General features: G+C 65.2%; 15 protein-coding genes. 7 read left to right on the top strand and 8 right to left on the bottom strand.

The window, feature by feature from the left end; genetic code table 11:
- The first annotated feature begins 82 nt into the window (after positions 1–82).
- The 3 genes from QCE63_RS30645 to QCE63_RS30635 are packed head-to-tail and all read left to right on the top strand — an operon-like array spanning position 83 to position 3,301.
- On the top strand, positions 83–1,522 hold the full coding sequence (locus tag QCE63_RS30645) for a PLP-dependent aminotransferase family protein (protein WP_309838271.1): 1,440 nt from the start codon (positions 83–85) through the stop codon (positions 1,520–1,522).
- A complete protein-coding gene (locus QCE63_RS30640) occupies positions 1,519–1,779 on the top strand; it encodes a helix-turn-helix domain-containing protein (protein ID WP_309838270.1) in 261 nt (86 codons plus the stop codon). The genes QCE63_RS30645 and QCE63_RS30640 overlap by 4 nt, the downstream gene beginning before the upstream one ends.
- Before the next feature lie 58 nt (positions 1,780–1,837).
- Positions 1,838–3,301, top strand: coding sequence for a PLP-dependent aminotransferase family protein (locus QCE63_RS30635; RefSeq protein WP_309838269.1), 1,464 nt, complete (start codon positions 1,838–1,840; stop codon positions 3,299–3,301).
- Here the strand turns inward: QCE63_RS30635 and QCE63_RS30630 are convergent.
- From QCE63_RS30630 to QCE63_RS30615, 4 genes are all read right to left on the bottom strand, one after another.
- On the bottom strand, positions 3,285–4,067 hold the full coding sequence (locus QCE63_RS30630; RefSeq protein WP_309838268.1) for a hypothetical protein: 783 nt from the start codon (positions 4,065–4,067) through the stop codon (positions 3,285–3,287). The two genes, QCE63_RS30635 and QCE63_RS30630, sit on opposite strands and share 17 nt — an antisense overlap.
- Before the next feature lie 291 nt (positions 4,068–4,358).
- Complete coding sequence (locus QCE63_RS30625) at positions 4,359–5,507, bottom strand: TAXI family TRAP transporter solute-binding subunit (RefSeq protein ID WP_309838266.1); 1,149 nt, start codon at positions 5,505–5,507, stop codon at positions 4,359–4,361.
- A gap of 375 nt (positions 5,508–5,882) precedes the next feature.
- Positions 5,883–7,934 carry a zinc ribbon domain-containing protein gene (locus QCE63_RS30620; RefSeq protein ID WP_309838265.1) on the bottom strand — a complete coding sequence of 684 codons (2,052 nt, stop codon included), beginning with the start codon at positions 7,932–7,934 and terminating at the stop codon, positions 5,883–5,885.
- Positions 7,935–8,720: 786 nt separating this feature from the next.
- Positions 8,721–10,304 carry an aldehyde dehydrogenase (NADP(+)) gene (locus QCE63_RS30615; protein WP_309838264.1) on the bottom strand — a complete coding sequence of 528 codons (1,584 nt, stop codon included), beginning with the start codon at positions 10,302–10,304 and terminating at the stop codon, positions 8,721–8,723.
- Between the two features lie 181 nt (positions 10,305–10,485).
- On the opposite strand from QCE63_RS30615, the gene QCE63_RS30610 reads away from it, so the two are divergent.
- Entirely contained in the window at positions 10,486–11,421 is a 936-nt protein-coding gene (locus QCE63_RS30610) for a LysR family transcriptional regulator (RefSeq protein WP_309820628.1), read from the top strand.
- A 12-nt stretch (positions 11,422–11,433) separates the two neighbouring features.
- Here QCE63_RS30610 and tam read toward each other — a convergent pair whose 3' ends face one another.
- On the bottom strand, positions 11,434–12,213 hold the full coding sequence (gene tam / locus QCE63_RS30605) for a trans-aconitate 2-methyltransferase (protein ID WP_309838263.1): 780 nt from the start codon (positions 12,211–12,213) through the stop codon (positions 11,434–11,436).
- Positions 12,214–12,532: 319 nt separating this feature from the next.
- Between tam and QCE63_RS30600 the strand changes: the two genes are divergently transcribed.
- Positions 12,533–13,768 (top strand): HAMP domain-containing sensor histidine kinase, encoded by a 1,236-nt coding sequence (locus tag QCE63_RS30600; protein WP_309838262.1) that lies wholly within the window; start codon positions 12,533–12,535, stop codon positions 13,766–13,768.
- A gap of 95 nt (positions 13,769–13,863) precedes the next feature.
- Here QCE63_RS30600 and ahpF read toward each other — a convergent pair whose 3' ends face one another.
- Together ahpF and ahpC are read right to left on the bottom strand one after the other, a co-directional pair.
- A complete protein-coding gene (ahpF, locus tag QCE63_RS30595; RefSeq protein WP_309838261.1) occupies positions 13,864–15,450 on the bottom strand; it encodes an alkyl hydroperoxide reductase subunit F in 1,587 nt (528 codons plus the stop codon).
- 142 nt (positions 15,451–15,592) lie between these two features.
- Positions 15,593–16,156: an alkyl hydroperoxide reductase subunit C gene (gene ahpC / locus QCE63_RS30590; protein ID WP_309838259.1), complete on the bottom strand. Its 564-nt coding sequence runs from the start codon at positions 16,154–16,156 to the stop codon at positions 15,593–15,595.
- A 97-nt stretch (positions 16,157–16,253) separates the two neighbouring features.
- Here ahpC and QCE63_RS30585 point away from each other — a divergent pair, with 97 nt between their 5' ends.
- Positions 16,254–17,066: an NADPH-dependent F420 reductase gene (locus QCE63_RS30585; protein ID WP_404990210.1), complete on the top strand. Its 813-nt coding sequence runs from the start codon at positions 16,254–16,256 to the stop codon at positions 17,064–17,066.
- Positions 17,067–17,235: 169 nt separating this feature from the next.
- Positions 17,236–17,904: a GTP cyclohydrolase II gene (ribA, locus tag QCE63_RS30580; RefSeq protein ID WP_309838256.1), complete on the top strand. Its 669-nt coding sequence runs from the start codon at positions 17,236–17,238 to the stop codon at positions 17,902–17,904.
- 42 nt (positions 17,905–17,946) lie between these two features.
- Here ribA and QCE63_RS30575 read toward each other — a convergent pair whose 3' ends face one another.
- On the bottom strand, positions 17,947–19,164 hold the full coding sequence (locus tag QCE63_RS30575; protein ID WP_309838255.1) for a Fic family protein: 1,218 nt from the start codon (positions 19,162–19,164) through the stop codon (positions 17,947–17,949).
- Between the last annotated feature and the right edge of the window lie 29 nt (positions 19,165–19,193).

The raw sequence follows: 19,193 nt of genomic DNA, 5'->3' as shown, positions 1-19,193 counted from the left end.
AAATCCGAGGGATACAGTTGCGGCATTTTGCCCTAGACTGCGAAGTCAGGCCCGCCGCGAAGTCTCCAAGGAACAGCGCCCAGTGAAACTCTACGAAAAGCTCGCCGACGAAATCGAGGAAGCCGTGCGCCGCGGCGTATTCGCGGCGGGGGAGAAGATCGCGTCGGTGCGGCAGGCGAGCCAGCAGCACGGTGTGAGCATCAAGACGGTGCTGCACGCCTACGCGATCCTCGAAAGCCGCGGCGTGCTGGAGACGCGGCCGCAGTCCGGCTATTTCGTGCGCACGAAACCGCCGGCGGGCGTGGCGCATGCCGCGCCGAAGCGGGTGAGCGCCACGGCGTCGGAAGTGGATGTCAGCCGGCTGGTGCTCTCGACGCTGCGCAGCATCCGCGCACATGACGCCGTGCCGTTCGGCTCGCCGTATCCAGACCCGGAGCCGTTTCCGTGGCGGCGCATCAACCAGTATGCGAACGCCATCGCGCGGCGCCATTCGAGCTGGAATCTGATCGACGACCTGCCGCCCGGCAATCCCGAACTGATCCGGCAGATTGCGCGGCGTTACGCGGAGAACGGCGTGCCGGTGAATCCGGAGGAGGTCGTCATCACGGTCGGGGCGACCGAGGCGATCAACCTGAGCCTCCAGGCGGTCGCGAAGCCGGGCGATACGGTCGCGGTCGAGTCGCCGACCTATTACGCGATGCTGCACGCAATCGAGCGCCTCGGCATGCGTGCGATCGAAGTGCCGACGCATCCCGTCGACGGCATCGATGTCGAGGCGCTGGCGCAGATCATCGCGAAGCGCAAGATTGCCGCGTGCATGGTGATGCCGAACTTCCAGAATCCGCTCGGCTTCCAGATGCCCGACGACCGCAAGCGCGCGCTCGTCGACCTGCTCACGGAGCACGACATCCCGGTCATCGAGAACGATGTCTATCAGGAGCTCTACTACGGCGACACGCGCCCGACCACGCTCAAGAACTTCGACACCAAGGGTCTCGTGCTGCATTGCGCGTCGTTCTCGAAGAGCCTGACGGCGTCCTACCGGATCGGCTGGGCGATGCCGGGGCGCTACCGTGCGCAGGTCGAGAAGCTCAAGTTCCTCAACACGCTGACGACGCCGTCCGTGCCGCAGATCGCCATCGCCGATTATCTGCGCCAGGACGGCTACGACCGCCATCTGCGGCGCGTGCGGCGGCTTTACCGGCAGCAGGCGCGCATCATGACCGCGCTGGTCGAGCGCTTCTTTCCGGCGGGCACGCGCACCTCGGCGCCGCAGGGCGGCTATGTGCTGTGGGTGGAACTGCCGGAGCGCGTCGATTCGATGCGGCTTTATCGCGCGGCGCTCGACTGCGGCATCACGGTCGGGCCGGGTTATATGTTTTCGACACGCAATGCATTCAGCCACTACATCCGGCTCAACTACAGTTATCCGTGGACGGCGCAGAGCGAAGCCGCGTTGCGGCGGCTGGGGGCGCTGGCCGGCGAGCTCGCGGCGCATGGTGAGAAAGGAGACAGAATATGAGCGACGACATCGATCCGGCGCTGGTCGCCGTGCTGGAACAACTGTGGCGCGCGCGGGAAGGCACGCCGCAGCGCGCCTGGTCGCTGGCAAAACTGGCGAAGCAGGCCGGGCTGCCGATGAGCGCGCTCAGACGTCAGTTGACCGGGCTCGAAGAAGCGGGGCTGGCGCAGATGAACATGAACGAAGACGGCACCGGCAGCGCGTGGCTCAGCGAGCAGGGCGAGACCTTGTGCCAAGCGGCGTTCGGGGCGGGATGAAGCGGGTCGGCGCAAGTTCGTCGCAAGCCCGTTCAACACCGTACGCTCTCTCGAAACCGTGGACATCCACATCACACTGCACGGCCGTCGCGACCTCACCGGCCAGATCTATGCGCAACTGCGCGCGGGTATCGTCGAAGGACGGCTCGCCGCGCACGCGCGCCTGCCGTCCACGCGCGATCTCGCGGCCCAGCTCGGCGTGTCGCGCAAGACCACGCTCGACGTCTTCGAGCGCCTGATCGCCGAAGGTTTTTTGCGCACCCGCGCGGGCGACGGCACCTTCGTCGCCGATGGCCTCGCACGCCTGCCCGGCGCGCGCGCCGAACCGCAGTCGGCCCGTGCGCGTGCCGCCGGCATCTGGCGCCAGCTGCCCGAGCGCATGACCATGCCGATGCCGCCCGCCGGCGAACCGCTCGAATGCGACTTCAAGGGCGGCGTGACCGACCGGACGCTGTTTCCGCACGACGCCTGGCGCCGCTGCGTCAACCGCGCGCTGCGCGCGCAGGCGCGTGCGGGCGGCGGCGTGGCGGGCTATCGCGATCCGGGCGGCGAGCAGGAATTGCGGCTGGGCATTGCGCGCTATCTCGCGTTCAGCCGCGCGGTGGCCTGCAACTGGCAGGACGTGCTGGTCACGCAGGGCGCGCAACAGGCGCTTGATCTGCTGGCGCGCGTCGTGATCCGTCCGGGCGATGTCGTCGCGGTAGAGGAACCGGGTTATCCGCCGGCACGCGCACTGTTCGCGTCGATGGGCGCGCGGCTCGCGCATGTGCCGGTGGACGGCGAGGGCATCGTCGTGAGCAGGCTGCCGCGCAACACGCGGCTCGTCTACGTGACGCCGTCGCACCAGTTCCCGCTCGGCATGCCGATGAGTCTCGAACGGCGCGTCGCGTTGCTCGCATGGGCGGCGCGGCGCGGGGCGGTGATCGTCGAGGACGACTACGACGGCGAGTTCCGCTTCGAGGGACGGCCGATGGAGTCGCTCAAGAGTCTGGATCATGCGGGCGTGGTGGCGTATGTCGGCACCTTTTCGAAGACGCTCTTTCCCGATCTGAGGCTCGGCTACGTGGTGCCGCCGCCGAGCTTGTCAGTGCCGCTATGGCAGGCCCGGCAGATCTGCGACTGGCACGGCTGCATGCTGACGCAGACGGCGCTCGGCGCATTCATGCTCGACGGCGACTTCGCGCGGCATCTGCGGCGCATGCACAAGGCCTATGCCGGGCGCCGCGCTCGCCTGCTCGCGCATCTCAATGGCGCGCTCGCGCCGTGGTTCGAGCCGCTGCCGGCGTCGGCGGGCATTCATCTGGTCGCGCGGCTCAAGGCGCCGTGGCGCGAGGAAGAGGTGGTCGCGGCGGCGCGGGGCGTGTCGGTGGGGATTGCCGGAATACGCGGCTTTCATGCAGGCCAGCCGACGCAGCAAGGCGTGCTGCTGGGTTATGGCGGAACGGCGGAAGCGGTCATCGAAGACGGGATGACGCGGCTTGCGGCGTTGATGAGCGCCGGAGGAGTCAATCGACGTTCGTGACCATGCCGGGAATCTCGAGCACCGGCAGGTCGCCCAGGTTGTCCCTCGCCAGCCGTATGGCTTCGGCGATGAGCGCCTCCTTGTTCGTATTCGGAAACACCGCCTTGCTCTCACCCCGGGCGCGAAAGATTGCCGCGATTTCGACCGGCGCGGTCTTGAGGAGCCGTTCGCTGCCGAACGAGCCACGCTGGATGAAGACATCGGGACGCGTCATCACGATGACTTCGTTGTGTTCCTGATGAAGTCTGCGAGTGTGTTCGAGCACGTCCTCGGGCGAGATGATGGGATAGCGGTCCGCCTGGTCGAGAATATGCCGCATCAGAAGGCCGTTGCGTCCATGCGCGGGCATGGCCTTGATTCGGGCGGCCAGACTTGGAATCAACCAGTTTCGCTGACGATCGAGATTACCGTTGTTGCCATCGAAATCCATGTCCCTGAACGACGTCAGCAGGATGTTCTGCTTCGGAACGCGCAACGCGAAACCCACCGTTGCATAGGTGAAGCAGTTGTTCTCGTCGATGACGCTGGCGCTGATCGTGTCCCACTGATTCAACGCCATCGTCCCCTCGCGAAAAAGCTGCATGCCGTTTTCGCGTTCGAGTTCGCCGCAGTGGACCGTGTGCACGAGCAGGCGAAACGCCGCGTAATCGCTGTTTTCGAGTGTCTTGGGATCTGAAAATGCCGAGTCGTCCCACGCCTCCAGATCCGCCGATGGAACGTCCGGCAACGGCGGTGTATGGGTGGCCAGGATCTCCGGCTCGAGCATGCTTCGGCGCGTGCGTACTCCTGGTGCGGCAGTCTTCTTCCTGCTGAGCGAGGCGCGGCTCAACGGCAGGCAATAGCAGGATCTGGGCACGGTCACGGCTCCTTCGGGTCATCGCCAACCCGTGTGCAGGTTGTACCCTGAAACCATGTCTCAAAAAATGCTTTCCTGGCGATGCGCACGCATGGCCGCGACTGTTTCCGTTTGCGATGCACGCGCCTTCGGATCATTCTCCATGCGCTGCCGGCCACGCGCGTCGATCACGGTGGCCGGTTCCGTCGGCGTCGCGGCGTGTCACTGATCGCACAACAGCAGCAGCTTCTCCTGCGCCGAACACGACGCCTTCTTCACGCGCTGCACCGTTCCATCCTGCTGACGCGCCGACACCTGGCGTGTCGGATTCTGCGACTGCTCCGCCGCCGCCGTGCGTTGCGCGATGCAGGCGCGCAGGTGCTTTTCCATCGGGGGATAGTATTTCCAGCCGCGGGTGAGCGGCGGCAGTTCGAGATGCACCTGCTTCCACTTCGGATGACCTTGTGCCTGCAGCGTGTCGAAGTTGGTGCACAGCGAATCCGCGAACTTCGACAGCGCGCCGACCGTACCGCGCAGACCATAGTCGTAGGTCACGAGAAAGGCCTTGACGGTGAGCGTCGGCGTGTCTTCCTGGATCCAGTTCGGATAACTGGACGTGCGGATCGTGGCAGGGAAGTAGGTTTGCTTCGCGCGCGCGGTTTCGGGGGCGCTGGCGTCGAGACGCAGCAGCTTGATCTGCTTCAGCAATTCCGGGTTCATGTCCTGGAACAGCTTGGCCGGCTGGCCCGCGACGATCACCGCCACGTCGATCTTGCCGACGATCAGCTTCGCGAGCGAATCCTCGTTGTTGAGATGCTGCTCGTTGGCATCGGCGATCGGTTCGCCGAACATCAGCCGGTACAGCGTCTCGGCCGACTGCGCCGTGCCGCTGCCGATCGGCCCGACGCTGATGTTCTTGCCCTTGATCTCCTGGATGTTCTTCATCGGCGAATCGGCCCGCGCGACGAAATAGATCTCCTCGTCGTAGAGCGGCATGATGAGCCGCAGCGGCTTGATGATCTTGCCGGCTTCCGCGTTGCCGGAGGTCGCCATGTCCATGTACGCCTGATACACGTCCGATTGCACCAGCGCGAACTTCACACCCGGCTCGTAGCGCATGCGCTGAACGTTTTCGGCCGAGCCCTTCGACGGCAGCACGTCGAGTTCGATGCCCGCTGGTTCGGCCACGTACTTCGACAGATCCTGTCCGATCTGGATATAGGTGCCGCGCTCCTGACCCGTGGTGATCTTGTAGGGGATGGGATCGGCCGCGAAACTGGCTGACGCGCCGGCGAACCCGGTGATCCCCGTGATGGCGACGAGCGCAAGGAGGCCCCGCGCGGCATTGCCCATGCGTTGTTGGATGAACATGATGGTCCCTTGGTCGGTGTTGGACGGCTGCTCTGAAACTCGCGCGTGGCCGCTACGAAGAAAGTCTCGCGTACGCCTGGCGCGCAATCCGGTCGTGCGCGGTCACTCACATGCGGCCCGAGGCGCGTTGCGCGAGAGGCGGTGTGTGCCGTGCGTCGTCGTTGTCGGTGCTTTAGGTGCTGTCTCTGCTGGTCTGGCTGCTACGGATGCTTCCGCTGTCTCTGCTCTTTTTTTCTGCTGCTCGTTCTTGGCGTGGCGCTCGTGATTCTTTTTTCTTGTGCGCCGATCAGGCTTGCTGCTGATCTCTCGTCGTGTCTGGTGTGTTGTTGCTTGCTGCTGTTTGCCGTTGTTTGCTCTGTGCTCTGTGCTGATCGCTTATTGCGAGGGCTTCTGGCTTCGGCTCGAGTCGCCGCTGCTGCTCCAGCCATACTGTTTGATGGCGCGTTCGAGCTCCTCGGATTTGTCGGAGTCGAGATGGGTGCCCGCTGGCATGGCGCCAAATTGCGGCGAGGCCGCCGTCGCGACGGGCTGCGCACTGCGCGTCGCGACGGCCGGCGTCGTGGCGGGGCTGGCGGTCGTTGCCGTCGCTGTCGCCGTTGCCGCGGTGGTCGCCGAGCGCGGCGCGACGACGTTCGGCATGGGCTGGGCGACCGCCACCGGCGGCCTCGGCACGGCGGCCGAGATGGCGGCCGGTGTCGTCGCGGCCGGTGTGGGGACGGTAAGCGCGGACGGCTCAATCGAACTGCTTTGTCCCGTCGATTGCGGTGGCCGCGGTACCGCCGACCGCACGGCGGGCGCCGCCTGTTGCTGTTGCGGCGGGTCTTCGCCGAGGTAGTAGGGCGTGCGCGGACTGGCGGCGCGCGCGGCGGGCTGAGCGGACTGTCCGGACTGTACGGAGGACTTCGGCTCTTCCTCGCCGAGGTAATAAGGCGCGCGCGGCGCTGCCGCTTGCGCTGCCGGAGCCGGGGCGGTTCTGACAGCCGCTTGCGCGGGCGCCTGTGCCGGTGCGGCGGCCTGCGTCTGCACGGGCGGTGCAGCCTGCGCGGCCGGAGCCGGGGTGGTTCTGACAGTCGGCTGCGCGGGCGCCTGGACCGCTGCCTGCGTCTGCGCGGGCGTCTGTGCCTGGACCTGTGCCGGAGGCGCGACCACCGCAGGCGCGGGCACCTTTGTGACGACCGAGGGCGACGGCGCGACCGTCGCCGCCGTGATCGCATTGGTCGCCACCTGGCCGCGCGCGAATTTCTCCGCACGCGAATCGTAGGCTGTGTCGGACCGCGCTTCTTCCGCAGCCGCGCGCGCGGCCGCGCTGCGTTGCGCCGCGCGCTGCCGCTCGGCGGCTCTCTGCGCGCTGCTGCCCGGCTTCGTCGCGGGCGACGCTGCTGCAACGTTTGCCTGCGCAGGAACGCCGACGGCCGGTCTGGGCGTCGTGTCGGCGGCGTTCACGGAGGGTGCAGGGGCGGTTGCATTGGCCGCAGGGACGGCCGGCGTCCTCTTCGCCAGCGCCGCCGATGCGCTCGGCGCCAGCCAGCCCGCGTGCGAGATCACACGCTCCAGCATGGCCTGCGATTCGACGTTGCCGCCGTCGAGCGCCAGCGCCTCGCCCGCGTTCTGCTGCACGCATGCCCATGCGGACGTCCGTTCGCAGGCGCGCGCCAGTTGCAGCGCGGCATCGCGTTGCAGTTCGCGCTTGACCAGTTCGTCCTTGAGCGTTTCATATTCCTCGCGCGCCTGCTGCTGCACGGGAAGCGCCTTGAGGCGCGCGCGGGCGGCGCCGAGATCGTGCTGGTCGAGGGCAGTACGCGCGCCGCTCAGCGGATCGCCGGAAGCCAGCGCGCGGGGGGCGGACGGAGCGCGCCGGGCAGGCGTGGCGGGAACGATGGCGTTATTCAACGTGTTGGCCGTGTCAATGGCGCCACGCGCCAGCGAACCCATCTTCGAATCGATCACGCCGGAGACGCTGTGATCGGCGGAGGCGGCATTGTCGCCGCCCGAGGTGCCGGACTCTTGCAGATAGAACGCCGCGCCGGCCAGCAGCACGCCGGCGCAGGCAGCCGCGACGAGCGTCTTGTTGCGGCTCCAGCGGTCGGATCCAGGCATGGCGTCGGGGTCGTTGCTGGAATCGGCGTAGGTGCTGCGGGCGTGCATCTCGGCACGCCGCGTGCGGTACTCCGCCGCTTTCTGCGCGATGCGTTCGCTGGCGCGCTTCGCATCCCAAGCCGGCCAGCCGGGCCGCAGCGTGGGCTCGGCACGATCAGCGCCGCCGAGGGACGCACCGGCTGAAGCTGAGGCTGCCGCAGAGGCCGAAGCCGAAGCCGTCTGCTCGAACATGCCGGCATTGGCCGAGGCCGGAACAGCGGCGCGCCTGGCGCCGCGCGCGGCAGTGCGGTCCGCGCCGCAATTGGGACAGCTGTCAGCGTTCTTGCGCATCGTGCTGCCACACCGCTGGCAGACGACAGAGAACATTGATGCAGGAAACGTCAAACGCGTGGTCATGCTTGAAGCCCTCGAAGGACATGTGCGTGAGGTTGCCTGTTCGCGTGGCCGCCGGATGCGCGCTCAAGCGGCATCTCAACATCGGGACCCAAGTCCCGCAGCAGCAATCCTTCGTACGGTTTCCTCGCGTGGCATACCGCGAGTGGAAACGTCAGCCCGAATATGGTTCAACCGCTTTCGGACGTCAATTGCCTTTCGCACCTATCTCGGGCCGTCGAATCAAGAGTGACTCACGCGGCGAAACGGTCTGTTGGCCGTCCCGCTGCCTCGTATCGTGCCCGGACACGTCACGCGGTGTCCGGCACATGGCCCGGATATGGATGTCAAAGCGTCGGATCGCTACGGATGGGCGGCGCCCGAGCAGGCATCGCGCGATACGTCTCGCTCTCTCGCTCACTATGTTTCTGACATTTTGGGATCGGCCCGGCGGTTTTGAGCCGCCATTCCTTAGCCGTTTGCCGACAAGGGGGCGTGACTGAAGGATAAACCACTGATGGCAAAGCAAATCGCGCGTGTCATGGCTGGCGACATCTGAAACGTCTTGTTGCATCTCGCCGACGCGTCGCTCGAGACCCTTGCGGCCGCAGCGCAAAACGGCTTTCTCAGGGTTCCGAAGCATTGTCCGGAAGGCGATCGTTATTGCTCAACGCGCTGCCCCAAAACAACACGGGCCGCTGCGCGCATGATGCGCGGCGGCCCGTGCCCAAGCGTTGAAAGACCTTACTTCGCCAGTTGCAGCGTACCGTCGATACGGCGGTTCAGGCCCAGCGGATTTTCCGTCTTGAGCGCGTCGGGCAGCAGTGCGTCAGGCAGGTCCTGATAGCTGACCGGACGCAGGAAGCGATTGATGGCGAGGCTGCCGACCGAGGTCGAGCGGCCGTCCGCCGTCGACGGATACGGGCCGCCGTGCACCATCGCGTGACCGACTTCCACGCCCGTGCCGAAACCGTTCACCAGGATGCGGCCGGTGCGGCGTTCGAGCGCGGGCAGGAAGCTGCGTGCGTCGGCGTGATCGGCATCATCGATATGCAGCGCCGCGGTCAGCTGGCCTTCCAGCGACTCGATCAGCTCGCGCATCGCGGCGAGGTCCGGGCAGCGCACCACCAGCGACGACGCCCCGAAAATCTCTTCCTGCAACTCATGGCTCTTGCGGAACGCATCGGCGGTCGTCACGAACAGCGCCGACTGGCCCTGGTTCTCGCCCTTCTGCTCGACGCCAAGCGCGGCGGTCGTCACGCCCGCGTGCTCGGCGGCGCGCGTCACGGCGCCTTGATAGGCCTTGCAGATGCCCGGCGTCAGCATGGTCTGCGCGGCCGTTTCCTTGAGCGCCGTCGCGGCGGCGGCGATGAACGCGTCGAGGTCGGGACCGTCGATGGCGAGCACCAGGCCCGGATTCGTACAGAACTGGCCGGCGCCCATCACGAGCGAACCCACGAACGCCTTGGCGATGCCTTCCGCGCGGTTCTTCAGCGCGCTCGGGAACAGCACAACCGGGTTGATGCTGCTCATTTCAGCGTAGACGGGAATCGGTTCGGCGCGTGCTGCGGCGAGCTTCATCAGCGCCGTGCCGCCGCCGCGCGAGCCCGTGAAGCCGGCTGCCTTGATGCGGTTGTCCTTGACGAGACCCTGGCCGATGTCGCGGCCGCTGTCGAACAGCAGCGAGAACGTGCCTTCGGGCATGCCGCAATCCTTCACGGCTTTTTGCAGCGCGCGGCCGACGAGTTCCGAGGTGCCCGGGTGCGCCGAGTGTGCCTTCACGATGACCGGGCAGCCGGCGGCCAGCGCCGATGCGGTGTCGCCGCCGGCGACCGAGAACGCGAGCGGGAAGTTGCTCGCACCGAACACGGCGACCGGACCCACGCCGATATGACGCAGACGCAGATCGACGCGCGGCAGCGGCTTGCGTTCCGGCTGGGCCGGATCGATGCGCACGCCGAGGAAATCGCCGTTGCGGACGACGCCCGCGAACATGCGCAGCTGGCCGACGGTGCGGCCGCGCTCGCCTTCGATACGCGCGCGCGGCAGGCCGCTTTCCATCATGCAGCGCTCGATCAGGTCGTCGCCGATGTCGAGGATGTTCTGCGCGATGGTTTCGAGGAAGGTGGCGCGGGCTTCGGGCGAGGTTTCGCGATATTGATCGAACGCGGTCCATGCGAGCGCGCACGCGCGTTCGAGGTCGTCGGCCGTGGCGCCGCCGAAAGCCGGTTCGATGGCCGCGCCGGTCGATGCATTGACGGCCTTGATGGAGCCGTTCGAGCCGAAGCGCGATTCCTGGCCGATGAGCAGATTGCCTGTGAGTTGCATGATGTCTCGTCCTTGCTGGAATGGATTCATGGCGGTCGTTGTCGCCGGTTGTACGATGACCGCTCCCTGCGGCGACTATACGGCCTCCGGAGCCGGGCTGTATAGTGAAACCTTTCCATCGCATGATCGCTTTCAGGAATCACCCCGGACGCGCGGGACGCGTCGGGCGGGGCGCCAGACCATGAAGAACACATTGGACGTGCTGATGTCGCGGCTGCGCATGAAGCAGCTGCAATTGCTGATCGCGCTGGACGACCACAAATCGCTGCACAAGGCGTCGAGCGCGATGGCCATGACGCAGTCCGCCGCCAGCAAGGCGCTGGCCGAACTCGAATCGATGCTGGAAGCGCCGCTGTTCGAGCGCGCCAAGACCGGGCTGATTCCGAATCCCTTCGGCCGCTGCGTGGTGCGTTATGCGCGCGTGCTGGCCGCCGATCTGAATTCGCTATGTCATGAATTCGCGCAGATCCGCGCGGGGACGGGCGGACGCCTGACGGTCGGCACCATCATGGGCGCGGTGCCGGGCGTGGTCGCGCCGATCGTCAACGAGATGCATGCGAAACATCCCGATCTCGCCATCGAAGTGCTCGAGGACACGAGCGCGCGCATGCTGCCGATGCTCGACGACGGCCGTGTCGATCTCGTCATCGGCCGCTCCAGCGTGTCCGATCAGCCGTCGAAATATCACTATCAGCCGCTGATGGACGAACCGTTGTGCATCGTCGTCGGGCAGGGGCACGAGCGCACCGGCGCGCGCGAAGTGGGCTTCGCCGATCTCGCGCACTACCGCTGGGTGACCTATCCCACCTACATGCCGATGAGCGCGTTGCTCGAACGCGAACTGGACCTCGCCGGCCTGCCGATGCCGGTCAATCCCATCTCCACGGCCTCGCCGCTGCTGACGGTGAGCCTGCTCAAGCAAAGCGCCGAACTGGTGTCGATCCTGCCCGCAAGCGTGGCCCGCGAGTTCGAGCGCCACGGCATGCTGCGCATCCTGCCGGTGCGGATGAAGTCCAAGTCGCAGACATTCGGCATCGTGACGCGCAAGGGCGGAGCGCTGTCGCCGGCTGCGCGGCAGTTCGCGCAGATGTTGCGCGAACAGAGCCGCGTGCAGTGAAGTTCAGCGCTCTCAGCGCGTGGCGACGATGAACAGACGCGGAAAGGGCAGCAGCACGGTGCCGTCGTCCTGCACCGTATAAGCCGTGCGCAGGCCCGCGCGATAGCGTTCGAGGAAGGCCATGCCTTCGTCTGCGTCGAGCTTCGCGAGGAACGGCCGCAGCGCGCTGCCCTTGAACCATTCCACGATGCCTTCAATGCCGCCTTCGAGCGGATGGTGATACGTGGTGCGCCATACGTCGACCTGCGCGCAGTGCGGCTTGAGCCGCATGTAGTACCAGTCGGCGCCGTGCCGCGCCGTGCGCTCGACGCCTTCGAGCTTGCCGCGCCAGGGGCCGTCGGCGGCGGCTGCGCGCATCGCCTGGTGCGCGGGTTCGTCGAGATTGTCGGGCATCTGCACCGCCAGCCGCCCGCCCGGCGTGAGCCTGGCCGCGAGCGAAGGAAACAGCGTCGCGTGATCGGGCAGCCATTGCAGTGAGGCGTTCGCGAGAATCAGGTCGTAAAGGCTGTCGGTGCGCCATGCGCCGATGTCAGCAAGCTCGAACGCAATCTGCGGCAGGCGCTTGCGCGCGGCGGCGATCATGTCGGCGGAGTTGTCGATGGCGGTGATGCGGGCGTCAGGCGCGAAGTCGAGCAGCGTCTGCGTCGAGTTGCCCGGGCCGCAGCCGAGGTCCACGGCCGTGCGCGCCGTCGCGGCATGCGTGGCACTGAGCAGGTCGCGCACGGGGCGCGTGCGCTGTTCCTCGAACACTGAGTATTGCGCGGCTTGCCAGTCCGCCGATGGCGTCGTCATGTCAGGCTCCATTCATGTGGGTGGGAAGATGGCGACATCCGAAAGGATACAGATCCGTACACGGGCCTCACCTGATGCTCGCCGTTGCTCTTCGAGAGCATGCTTGCCCGGCGCACGTACAGCTTACCGATACGCTCATCGTAAAGCTCACGTTATCGCTCGGGATTACCCCTTCGCGAACAGGCATCGTCCTATACTGGCGTGGCGTTCGCGGGCGGCCGGCGATGACAGGCAAGCCGCACCGGCGCAGTGCTTTCGACTGTAAATCAAGGCCACCTTGCGCGGCTTCATGCGGCGCCCTCAAAACGGAAATCGGCAGATGAGCGACACGTCAGTCGGCAGCTCGAACGGCCTCGTGGCCGCGCTGCGCGCACAGCAGCAGACGCTTACCGAGCAATGGATGAAGCTCGTGTTCGGCGATCAGGAAGTCGAGCACTCCGACCAGCTCACCTACCGGCAGCTCGCGGATCATCTGCCGGACATCTTCAACGAAATCTGCATCGTGCTGGAATCGCGTAACATGCGCGACCAGGAAGGCGCCATCGAACGCAATGCGCGCCAGCATGGGCAATGGCGCTGGCAGCAGGGCTATCGGGTCGACGAGCTGGTGCGCGAACTCGATCTGTTCCGCCAGGTGTTGCTGCTCGCGATCGGCGACTACGCGACCACCCATGACGATTTCTCGCGCGCCGACGAAGAGCACGCGCGCCTGATGACCGACGAAGTGGTGAGCTTCGTCACGCTGGCATCGATCCGCGAGGCGGTGGGCGAGCGCGACCGCAAGCTCGACGAATATACCGGCATGCTCGAACGCGCCAACTATGAGCTGACGCTCAGGCAGAAGCTCATCAGCGAACTGTATGAAACGCGTATGCAGGTGACGCGCCGCGTCGCGCATGACTTGCGCAATTTTCTCAATGTGTTCTCCACGGCGCTGCAGCTGGCATCGCGTTCCCCGGCGAAGCGCGACACGGCGCTCGGACTCGCGAACCGGCAAGTCGCCGACATGGCGACGCTCGTCGACGAAATGGTCGAATACTCGAAGGTTCTCGGCGACGATTCGCTGCTGACGGTGGAGCCGTTCGATCCCGTCGGCCTGTTCGACGAACTGATGCAGTCCTGCCGCGTGTCCACCGAGGCGAAGGGGCTCAAGCTCATCGGCCAGCTCGATGCCGAACTCGGCGCGGTGACGTCGAACCGCCTGAAGGTGAAGCAGGTCGCGCTGAATCTGCTGTCGAACGCGATCAAATACACGTCGGCGGGGGAGATCGTGTTCTCCATGACCGCCGTGCCGGGCGAGCGCTGGAAGCTGCTGGTCGCGGACACGGGCGTCGGCATTGGCCCGGACGATCAGGAGCGTGTGTTCGAGGAGTTCGAGCGCGCCGCCGATGACGACATTCCCGGCGCGGGACTCGGCCTGGCGATCGTCAAGGAACTGTCGCGGGCGCTCGATGGCGAGTTGCGTTTCGACTCGGCGAAAGGTCGCGGCAGCGTGTTCGAGGTGACGTTTCCGCTGGTGCTCAAACCGAAGCCGCCGAAGAACGCGGCCTCCTGAATTCAAGCCTCAATGCAAAAAAGCGAACGGGTTGCCCCGTTCGCTTCCAATCTTCGTGACAACGGCACGCATGCGAGGCATGCGGGCCGCGAGCATTACGCCGTCACGGCTTCTTCGACCACGGCTTCATCGTCCACCGACGAGCGGATCAGATGGTCGAACGCGGAGAGCGATGCCTTCGCGCCTTCGCCGACCGCGATCACGATCTGCTTGTACGGCACCGTGGTGACGTCGCCGGCGGCGAACACGCCCGGCAGCGAGGTCGCGCCCTTCGCATCGACGACGATCTCGCCGTGCTTCGACAGCTCCACCGTGCCCTTGAGCCACTCGGTGTTCGGCACCAGGCCGATCTGCACGAACACGCCTTCCAGTTCCACGCGATGGCTGTCGCCCGACGCGCGGTCCGTGTAGGCCAGCGCGTTGACCTTCTTGCCGTCGCCGAATATTTCCGTGGTTTGCGCGTTCGTCACGATGGTCACGTTCGACAGGCTCCGCAGCTTCTTCTGCAACACGGCGTCGGCGCGCAGCTCGGTGCCGAACTCGATCAGCGTCACCGCCGCGACCAGACCCGCGAGGTCGATGGCCGCTTCCACGCCCGAGTTGCCGCCGCCGATCACCGCGACGCGCTTGCCCTTGAAGAGCGGGCCGTCGCAATGCGGGCAGTAGGCCACGCCGCGGCCGCGATACTCGCGCTCGCCCGGCACGTTGATTTCGCGCCAGCGCGCGCCGGTCGAGAGAATCACGGTCTTCGCCTTCAGCACCGCGCCGCTCGCGAGATGGATCTCGTTGATGCGGCCCGGCACGAGCTTGTCGGCGCGCTGCACGTCCATCACGTCGACTTCGTGGCTCTTGACGTGCTGTTCGAGCGCGGTGGCGAACTTCGGTCCTTCGGTTTCCTTCACCGAGACGAAGTTTTCGATGGCCATCGTGTCCAGCGTCTGGCCGCCGAAGCGTTCCGCGACGACGCCCGTTGCAATGCCCTTGCGCGCCGCGTAGATCGCGGCCGCCGCGCCAGCAGGGCCGCCGCCGACGATCAGCACGTCGAACACCGGCTTGTTTTCCATTTCCTTCGCGGCGCGGGCAGGCGCGTCGGTGTCGAGCTTGGCGAGGATTTCCTTCACGCCGCTGCGGCCCGAGCCGAAGCTTGTGCCGTTGAGGAACATCGTCGGCACGGCCATGACCTGACGGTCTTCCACTTCCTTCTGAAAGAGCGCGCCGTCGATGGCCACGTGCTTGATGCGCGGATTGATGAGCGCCATCATGTTCAGCGCCTGCACGACCTCCGGGCAGTTCTGGCACGTCAGCGAGAAATACGTTTCGAACGCGAAGTCGCCATCGAGATTGCGGATCTGTTCGACGGTCGTGTCGTCGAGCTTCATCGGATGGCCGCCGGTCTGCAACAGCGCCAGCACGAGCGACGTGAATTCGTGGCCCATCGGGATGCCGGCGAACTGGATGCCCGCGGGCTTGCCGGGTTCGCCGATGGTGAACGACGGCCGGCGTGCGTCCGCATCATCTTTCTGGACGACGCTGATCCGCGAGGACAGCGAGGCGATGTCGTCGAGCAGGCCTTTCAGCTCGCGCGACTTGTCGCCGTCGTCGAGGAAGGCGACGAGTTCGATCGGCCGGGTGACCTTTTCCAAATAGGCTTTCAACTGATTCTTGAGGTTGGCGTCGAGCATGGCGAGGTCCGTTCCGTGACTGGTACAGGCGTGCTTCGATACGGCGCTGAAGTTTTCAGCGCCGCAGCGTAAGCGTTGGGGTATTGCTGGACGCGCCGCTTGCGCGCGGTGCGTCCCATTCGACTCGCTAGAGGCGCGGGTCTTAGATCTTGCCGATCAGGTCGAGCGACGGGGTCAGCGTTTCAGCGCCCGGCGTCCACTTGGCGGGGCACACTTGACCCGGGTTCTTGGCGATGTATTGGGCAGCCTGAACCTTGCGGAGCAGTTCGCCAGCGTCGCGGCCGATACCGTTGTCGTGCACTTCGCACAGCTTGATCTCGCCTTCCGGGTTGATCACGAACGTGCCGCGCAGCGCCAGGCCTTCTTCTTCGATCAGCACGTCGAACGCGCGCGAGATGGCCAGCGTCGGATCGGCGATCATCGGATACTCGATCTTCTTGATCGTGTCCGACGTGTCGTGCCATGCCTTGTGCGTGAAATGCGTGTCGGTCGACACCGAGTAGATTTCCACGCCGAGCTTCTTGAACTCTGCGTAGCGGTCTGCCAGGTCGCCCAGTTCGGTCGGGCACACGAACGTAAAGTCCGCCGGGTAGAAGACGAACACCGACCACTTGCCCTTCAGGTCTTCTTCGGTGACGGTCGTGAAATCGCCATTGTGGTAGGCGGTTGCTTTGAACGGCTTGACTTGGCTGTTGATGATGGGCATTACCAGTTTCCTTTTGGAGTGGTGTTGAAGAAGTCACTGAACTATACAGTAAAGCTATCGTCGCTGCGAAGTGGATTGATTTTATTGTCGAGATAGGGTGAGCCTATCGGGCCGATATTGGACGTTTTTCCGCATCCGGCATTCTGATTGCGCGCATCGTCCGCGGTTCCTTTTTAGCAGCTTTTTACATTGTCAATTTATTCAAGGAGGCGTCATGAAAATCGGCATCATCGGGGCGGGGAATATCGGGGCGGTACTGGCGCTGCGCTGGAGCGAGAAGGGGCACGACGTGCGCATCGCCAATTCGCGCGGCCCCGCGACACTGGCCGACGTGGCGCGCGAGACCGGCGCGACGGCCTCCGAGGCGCGTGACACGGTAGCGGGCGCTGAAGTCATCGTGGTGACGATTCCGGAAGCCAAGGTGCCGAATCTGCCGAAAGACTTGTTCGCGGGCGTGCCGGCAGGTGTCGTGGTCATCGATACGGGCAATTACTATCCGCGGCAGCGTGACGGACGTATCGACGGGATTGAACAAGGGCTGACGGAGAGCCGCTGGGTCGAGCAGCAGATTGGCCGACCGGTGGTGAAGGCGTTCAACAACATCTATGCGGAGCATCTGCGCAATCGCGGCAAGCCGGCGGGCGCGGCGGGGCGCATCGCGCTGCCGGTTGCGGGCGACGATGCCCAGGCGAAAACGCTCGTCATGCGGCTGGTGGAAGAGATGGGCTTCGATGCGGTGGATGCGGGAACGATCGACGAGTCCTGGCGCCAGCAGCCGGCCACGCCCGTCTATACCGCCGATCTTGACGCCGCCGGCGTGCGGGCTGGGCTGCAGCAGGCGGACCCGCTGCGCAAGCCCGACTGGCGCGCCACCGACGCGAGCCCCGGCACGTTCGACGCGCCCGCCTGAGGCCGGGCGGGCGTGGAGGGTGTTTCGTGCGTCGGAACGTTCGTACGGATTAGTGCGGGAGACGGTGCACCTCATGAGACAATCAGCAAACTTTCCTGATGGGCTTTACCATGGCAACCCCGGCTGGCGCGTTGTGTCTGACCGGGCGTCGTGGACTTGCTGATTGACTATGAAAACCGCTTCTCCCTCGCAGGACGTGCAGGATCCCCAACCCCGTTTCGGCGAGTGCGACGCGTGCGCGGATGTCGAACTCGTCGCCACCGCCACCATTCCCACCCGCTACGGCACCTTCGGTTCCTACGTGTATCGCGTGAAGCATACGAACGTCGAGCACATCGCCTTCGTCATGGGCGACGTGAGCAACGACGATTCCGTGCTGACCCGGCTGCATTCCGAATGCGTGACCGGCGACGTGTTCGGCTCGTATCGATGTGACTGCGGCGAGCAGCTGGATCTCGCGCTGCGCTACATCGCCGCCGAAAGCCGCGGCATCCTGCTTTATCTACGCGGGCATGAGGGGCGTGGCATTGGACTGGCCAACAAGATTCGCGCGTATGCGCTGCAGGAACAGGGACTCGACACTGTCGATGCGAACCTACATCTCGGTCTTCCGGACGACGCCCGCGAATACGACTCCGCCGCCGCCATCCTGCGCGCGATGAAGGTGAAGTCCGTGCGCTTGATGAGCAATAACCCGTCGAAATTCGACACGCTGCTCAAGCACGATATTCCTGTATGCGAACGCGTCGCGCTGGCGATTCCGATGCGTGAGGAGAACGAGCGCTATATCAAGACCAAGCAGGCGCGCTTTGGGCACTACTTTGAAGAGAATGAGTAGGGCGGGCCTGGATTCTGACTCAGCATGACGTGACCGCAATGGTCATTCAGGCTTGCGTGCTTCGACCGTGGGAACATTCGGTAGAGGGACGCTTTCACTCTCGGGCCAAAGCCCTGGAAACAGGAAGCGCAGGCTGAAAAACGGCAGCGCGGGCTCGATGGAGCCGACCCGGCTGGTGGTCTTCACCAGCCGCAGGTCAAGCAGTTGCGCGATGGCCCGCGATGCAGTGCGATCGGCCGAGCCCAACAGCGCCTTGAATTCCCCACGCTCGAGCCGTCCAATCTGGAACAGACGGTAAAGCGCGCGGCCTAGCTGCTCAGGTTGAATGGCAGCGCGCGAGTGCGACATGTTGCGGCCGAAATCATGCGTGACCTGCAAGGCCAGGCTGTTGAATCGCTGTTCCAGCGTGGCAAAGTCGAGCAGGCTGGACATGAACTTGACCTGATCGATGCAAACGTCGAGCCAGAAAGTCAAAAAATGCGTCAAGCCGCTGGAACTCAGGTTGCCTCGGCCATCGGTGTCGTTGCGACGCCGCTGATCCGCCGCGCCGAGTGCTGCGTAGTAATCGTCCTGTCGACGGGCGAGTCCTCGCATGGGCGACCATAGACCGTCAGTCAAGCCCAGGTGAACGAGCAGCAGGTGGTTTTGCAGGCGACTGACTCGTCCGTTGCCGTCAGCAAACGGATGAATCCAGGACAGGCGATGCAGGGACGCACCGGCAGCGACCATCTTCCTGCTGACGGAATACTGTTCGACGCCGTATCGAAAAGCGAAGTGACGAAGCAGATCGGGCAGTAAGGCAACGGGAGGCGCGAGATGTCCGCCTACGGTCACGTCGATTTCGCGCAGCGCTCCGGGGACCAGCGCGCCGCGCGCTTGCCCCTTTGCGTCGAGAATGACACGCGACTGTTCCGGCAATTGCTCGTAGAGTTTTTGATGGATACCGTCAATCCAGTCGCGGCTGAACTGCTCGGCCCATGACAACTGGCGGGCAAGCGGCTCCAGTTCGGTTTCCAGCCGCATGTGAGCGAGGGCAAGCTGTTGCCGCCGGTGCGTCTCGTGCTCCTTGGAGAAGTTCTGTTCGATTGCCGCTTCGAGATCGGCCGGGTAGGTTTGCTGTCCTTCGATCTTGTTCGTGTAGTAAGAATTCATCGCGCGGAGCAACGGCGCCAGAACGGCGCGCGGTACCGGACCGGCACCGGCCGATAGATGCGCTGCCGCAGCCCGCAGATCCGCGACCTTGTCGAGAACTTCGACCATCTCTCCGTCGTTTGGGAAGGCTGGCGGGA

The sequence above is a fragment of the Caballeronia sp. LZ065 genome (genome assembly GCF_031450975.1).
GTDB lineage: Bacteria > Pseudomonadota > Gammaproteobacteria > Burkholderiales > Burkholderiaceae > Caballeronia.
The sequence above is the reverse complement of the archived record's forward strand: the minus strand, read 5'-3'. Positions and strand labels throughout refer to the sequence as shown.

Excerpts from the sequence above, each read along its gene's own strand:
- QCE63_RS30640 (WP_309838270.1), top strand. The coding sequence starts at position 1,519 with ATGAGCGACGACATCGATCCGGCGCTGGTCGCCGTGCTGGAACAACTG.
- QCE63_RS30630 (WP_309838268.1), bottom strand. The coding sequence starts at position 4,067 with ATGCTCGAGCCGGAGATCCTGGCCACCCATACACCGCCGTTGCCGGAC.
- QCE63_RS30625 (WP_309838266.1), bottom strand. The coding sequence starts at position 5,507 with ATGTTCATCCAACAACGCATGGGCAATGCCGCGCGGGGCCTCCTTGCG.
- QCE63_RS30620 (WP_309838265.1), bottom strand. The coding sequence starts at position 7,934 with ATGCGCAAGAACGCTGACAGCTGTCCCAATTGCGGCGCGGACCGCACT.
- QCE63_RS30615 (WP_309838264.1), bottom strand. The coding sequence starts at position 10,304 with ATGCAACTCACAGGCAATCTGCTCATCGGCCAGGAATCGCGCTTCGGC.
- QCE63_RS30610 (WP_309820628.1), top strand. The coding sequence starts at position 10,486 with ATGAAGAACACATTGGACGTGCTGATGTCGCGGCTGCGCATGAAGCAG.
- tam (WP_309838263.1), bottom strand. The coding sequence starts at position 12,213 with ATGACGACGCCATCGGCGGACTGGCAAGCCGCGCAATACTCAGTGTTC.
- QCE63_RS30600 (WP_309838262.1), top strand. The coding sequence starts at position 12,533 with ATGAGCGACACGTCAGTCGGCAGCTCGAACGGCCTCGTGGCCGCGCTG.
- ahpF (WP_309838261.1), bottom strand. The coding sequence starts at position 15,450 with ATGCTCGACGCCAACCTCAAGAATCAGTTGAAAGCCTATTTGGAAAAG.
- ahpC (WP_309838259.1), bottom strand. The coding sequence starts at position 16,156 with ATGCCCATCATCAACAGCCAAGTCAAGCCGTTCAAAGCAACCGCCTAC.
- ribA (WP_309838256.1), top strand. The coding sequence starts at position 17,236 with ATGAAAACCGCTTCTCCCTCGCAGGACGTGCAGGATCCCCAACCCCGT.
- QCE63_RS30575 (WP_309838255.1), bottom strand. The coding sequence starts at position 19,164 with ATGGTCGAAGTTCTCGACAAGGTCGCGGATCTGCGGGCTGCGGCAGCG.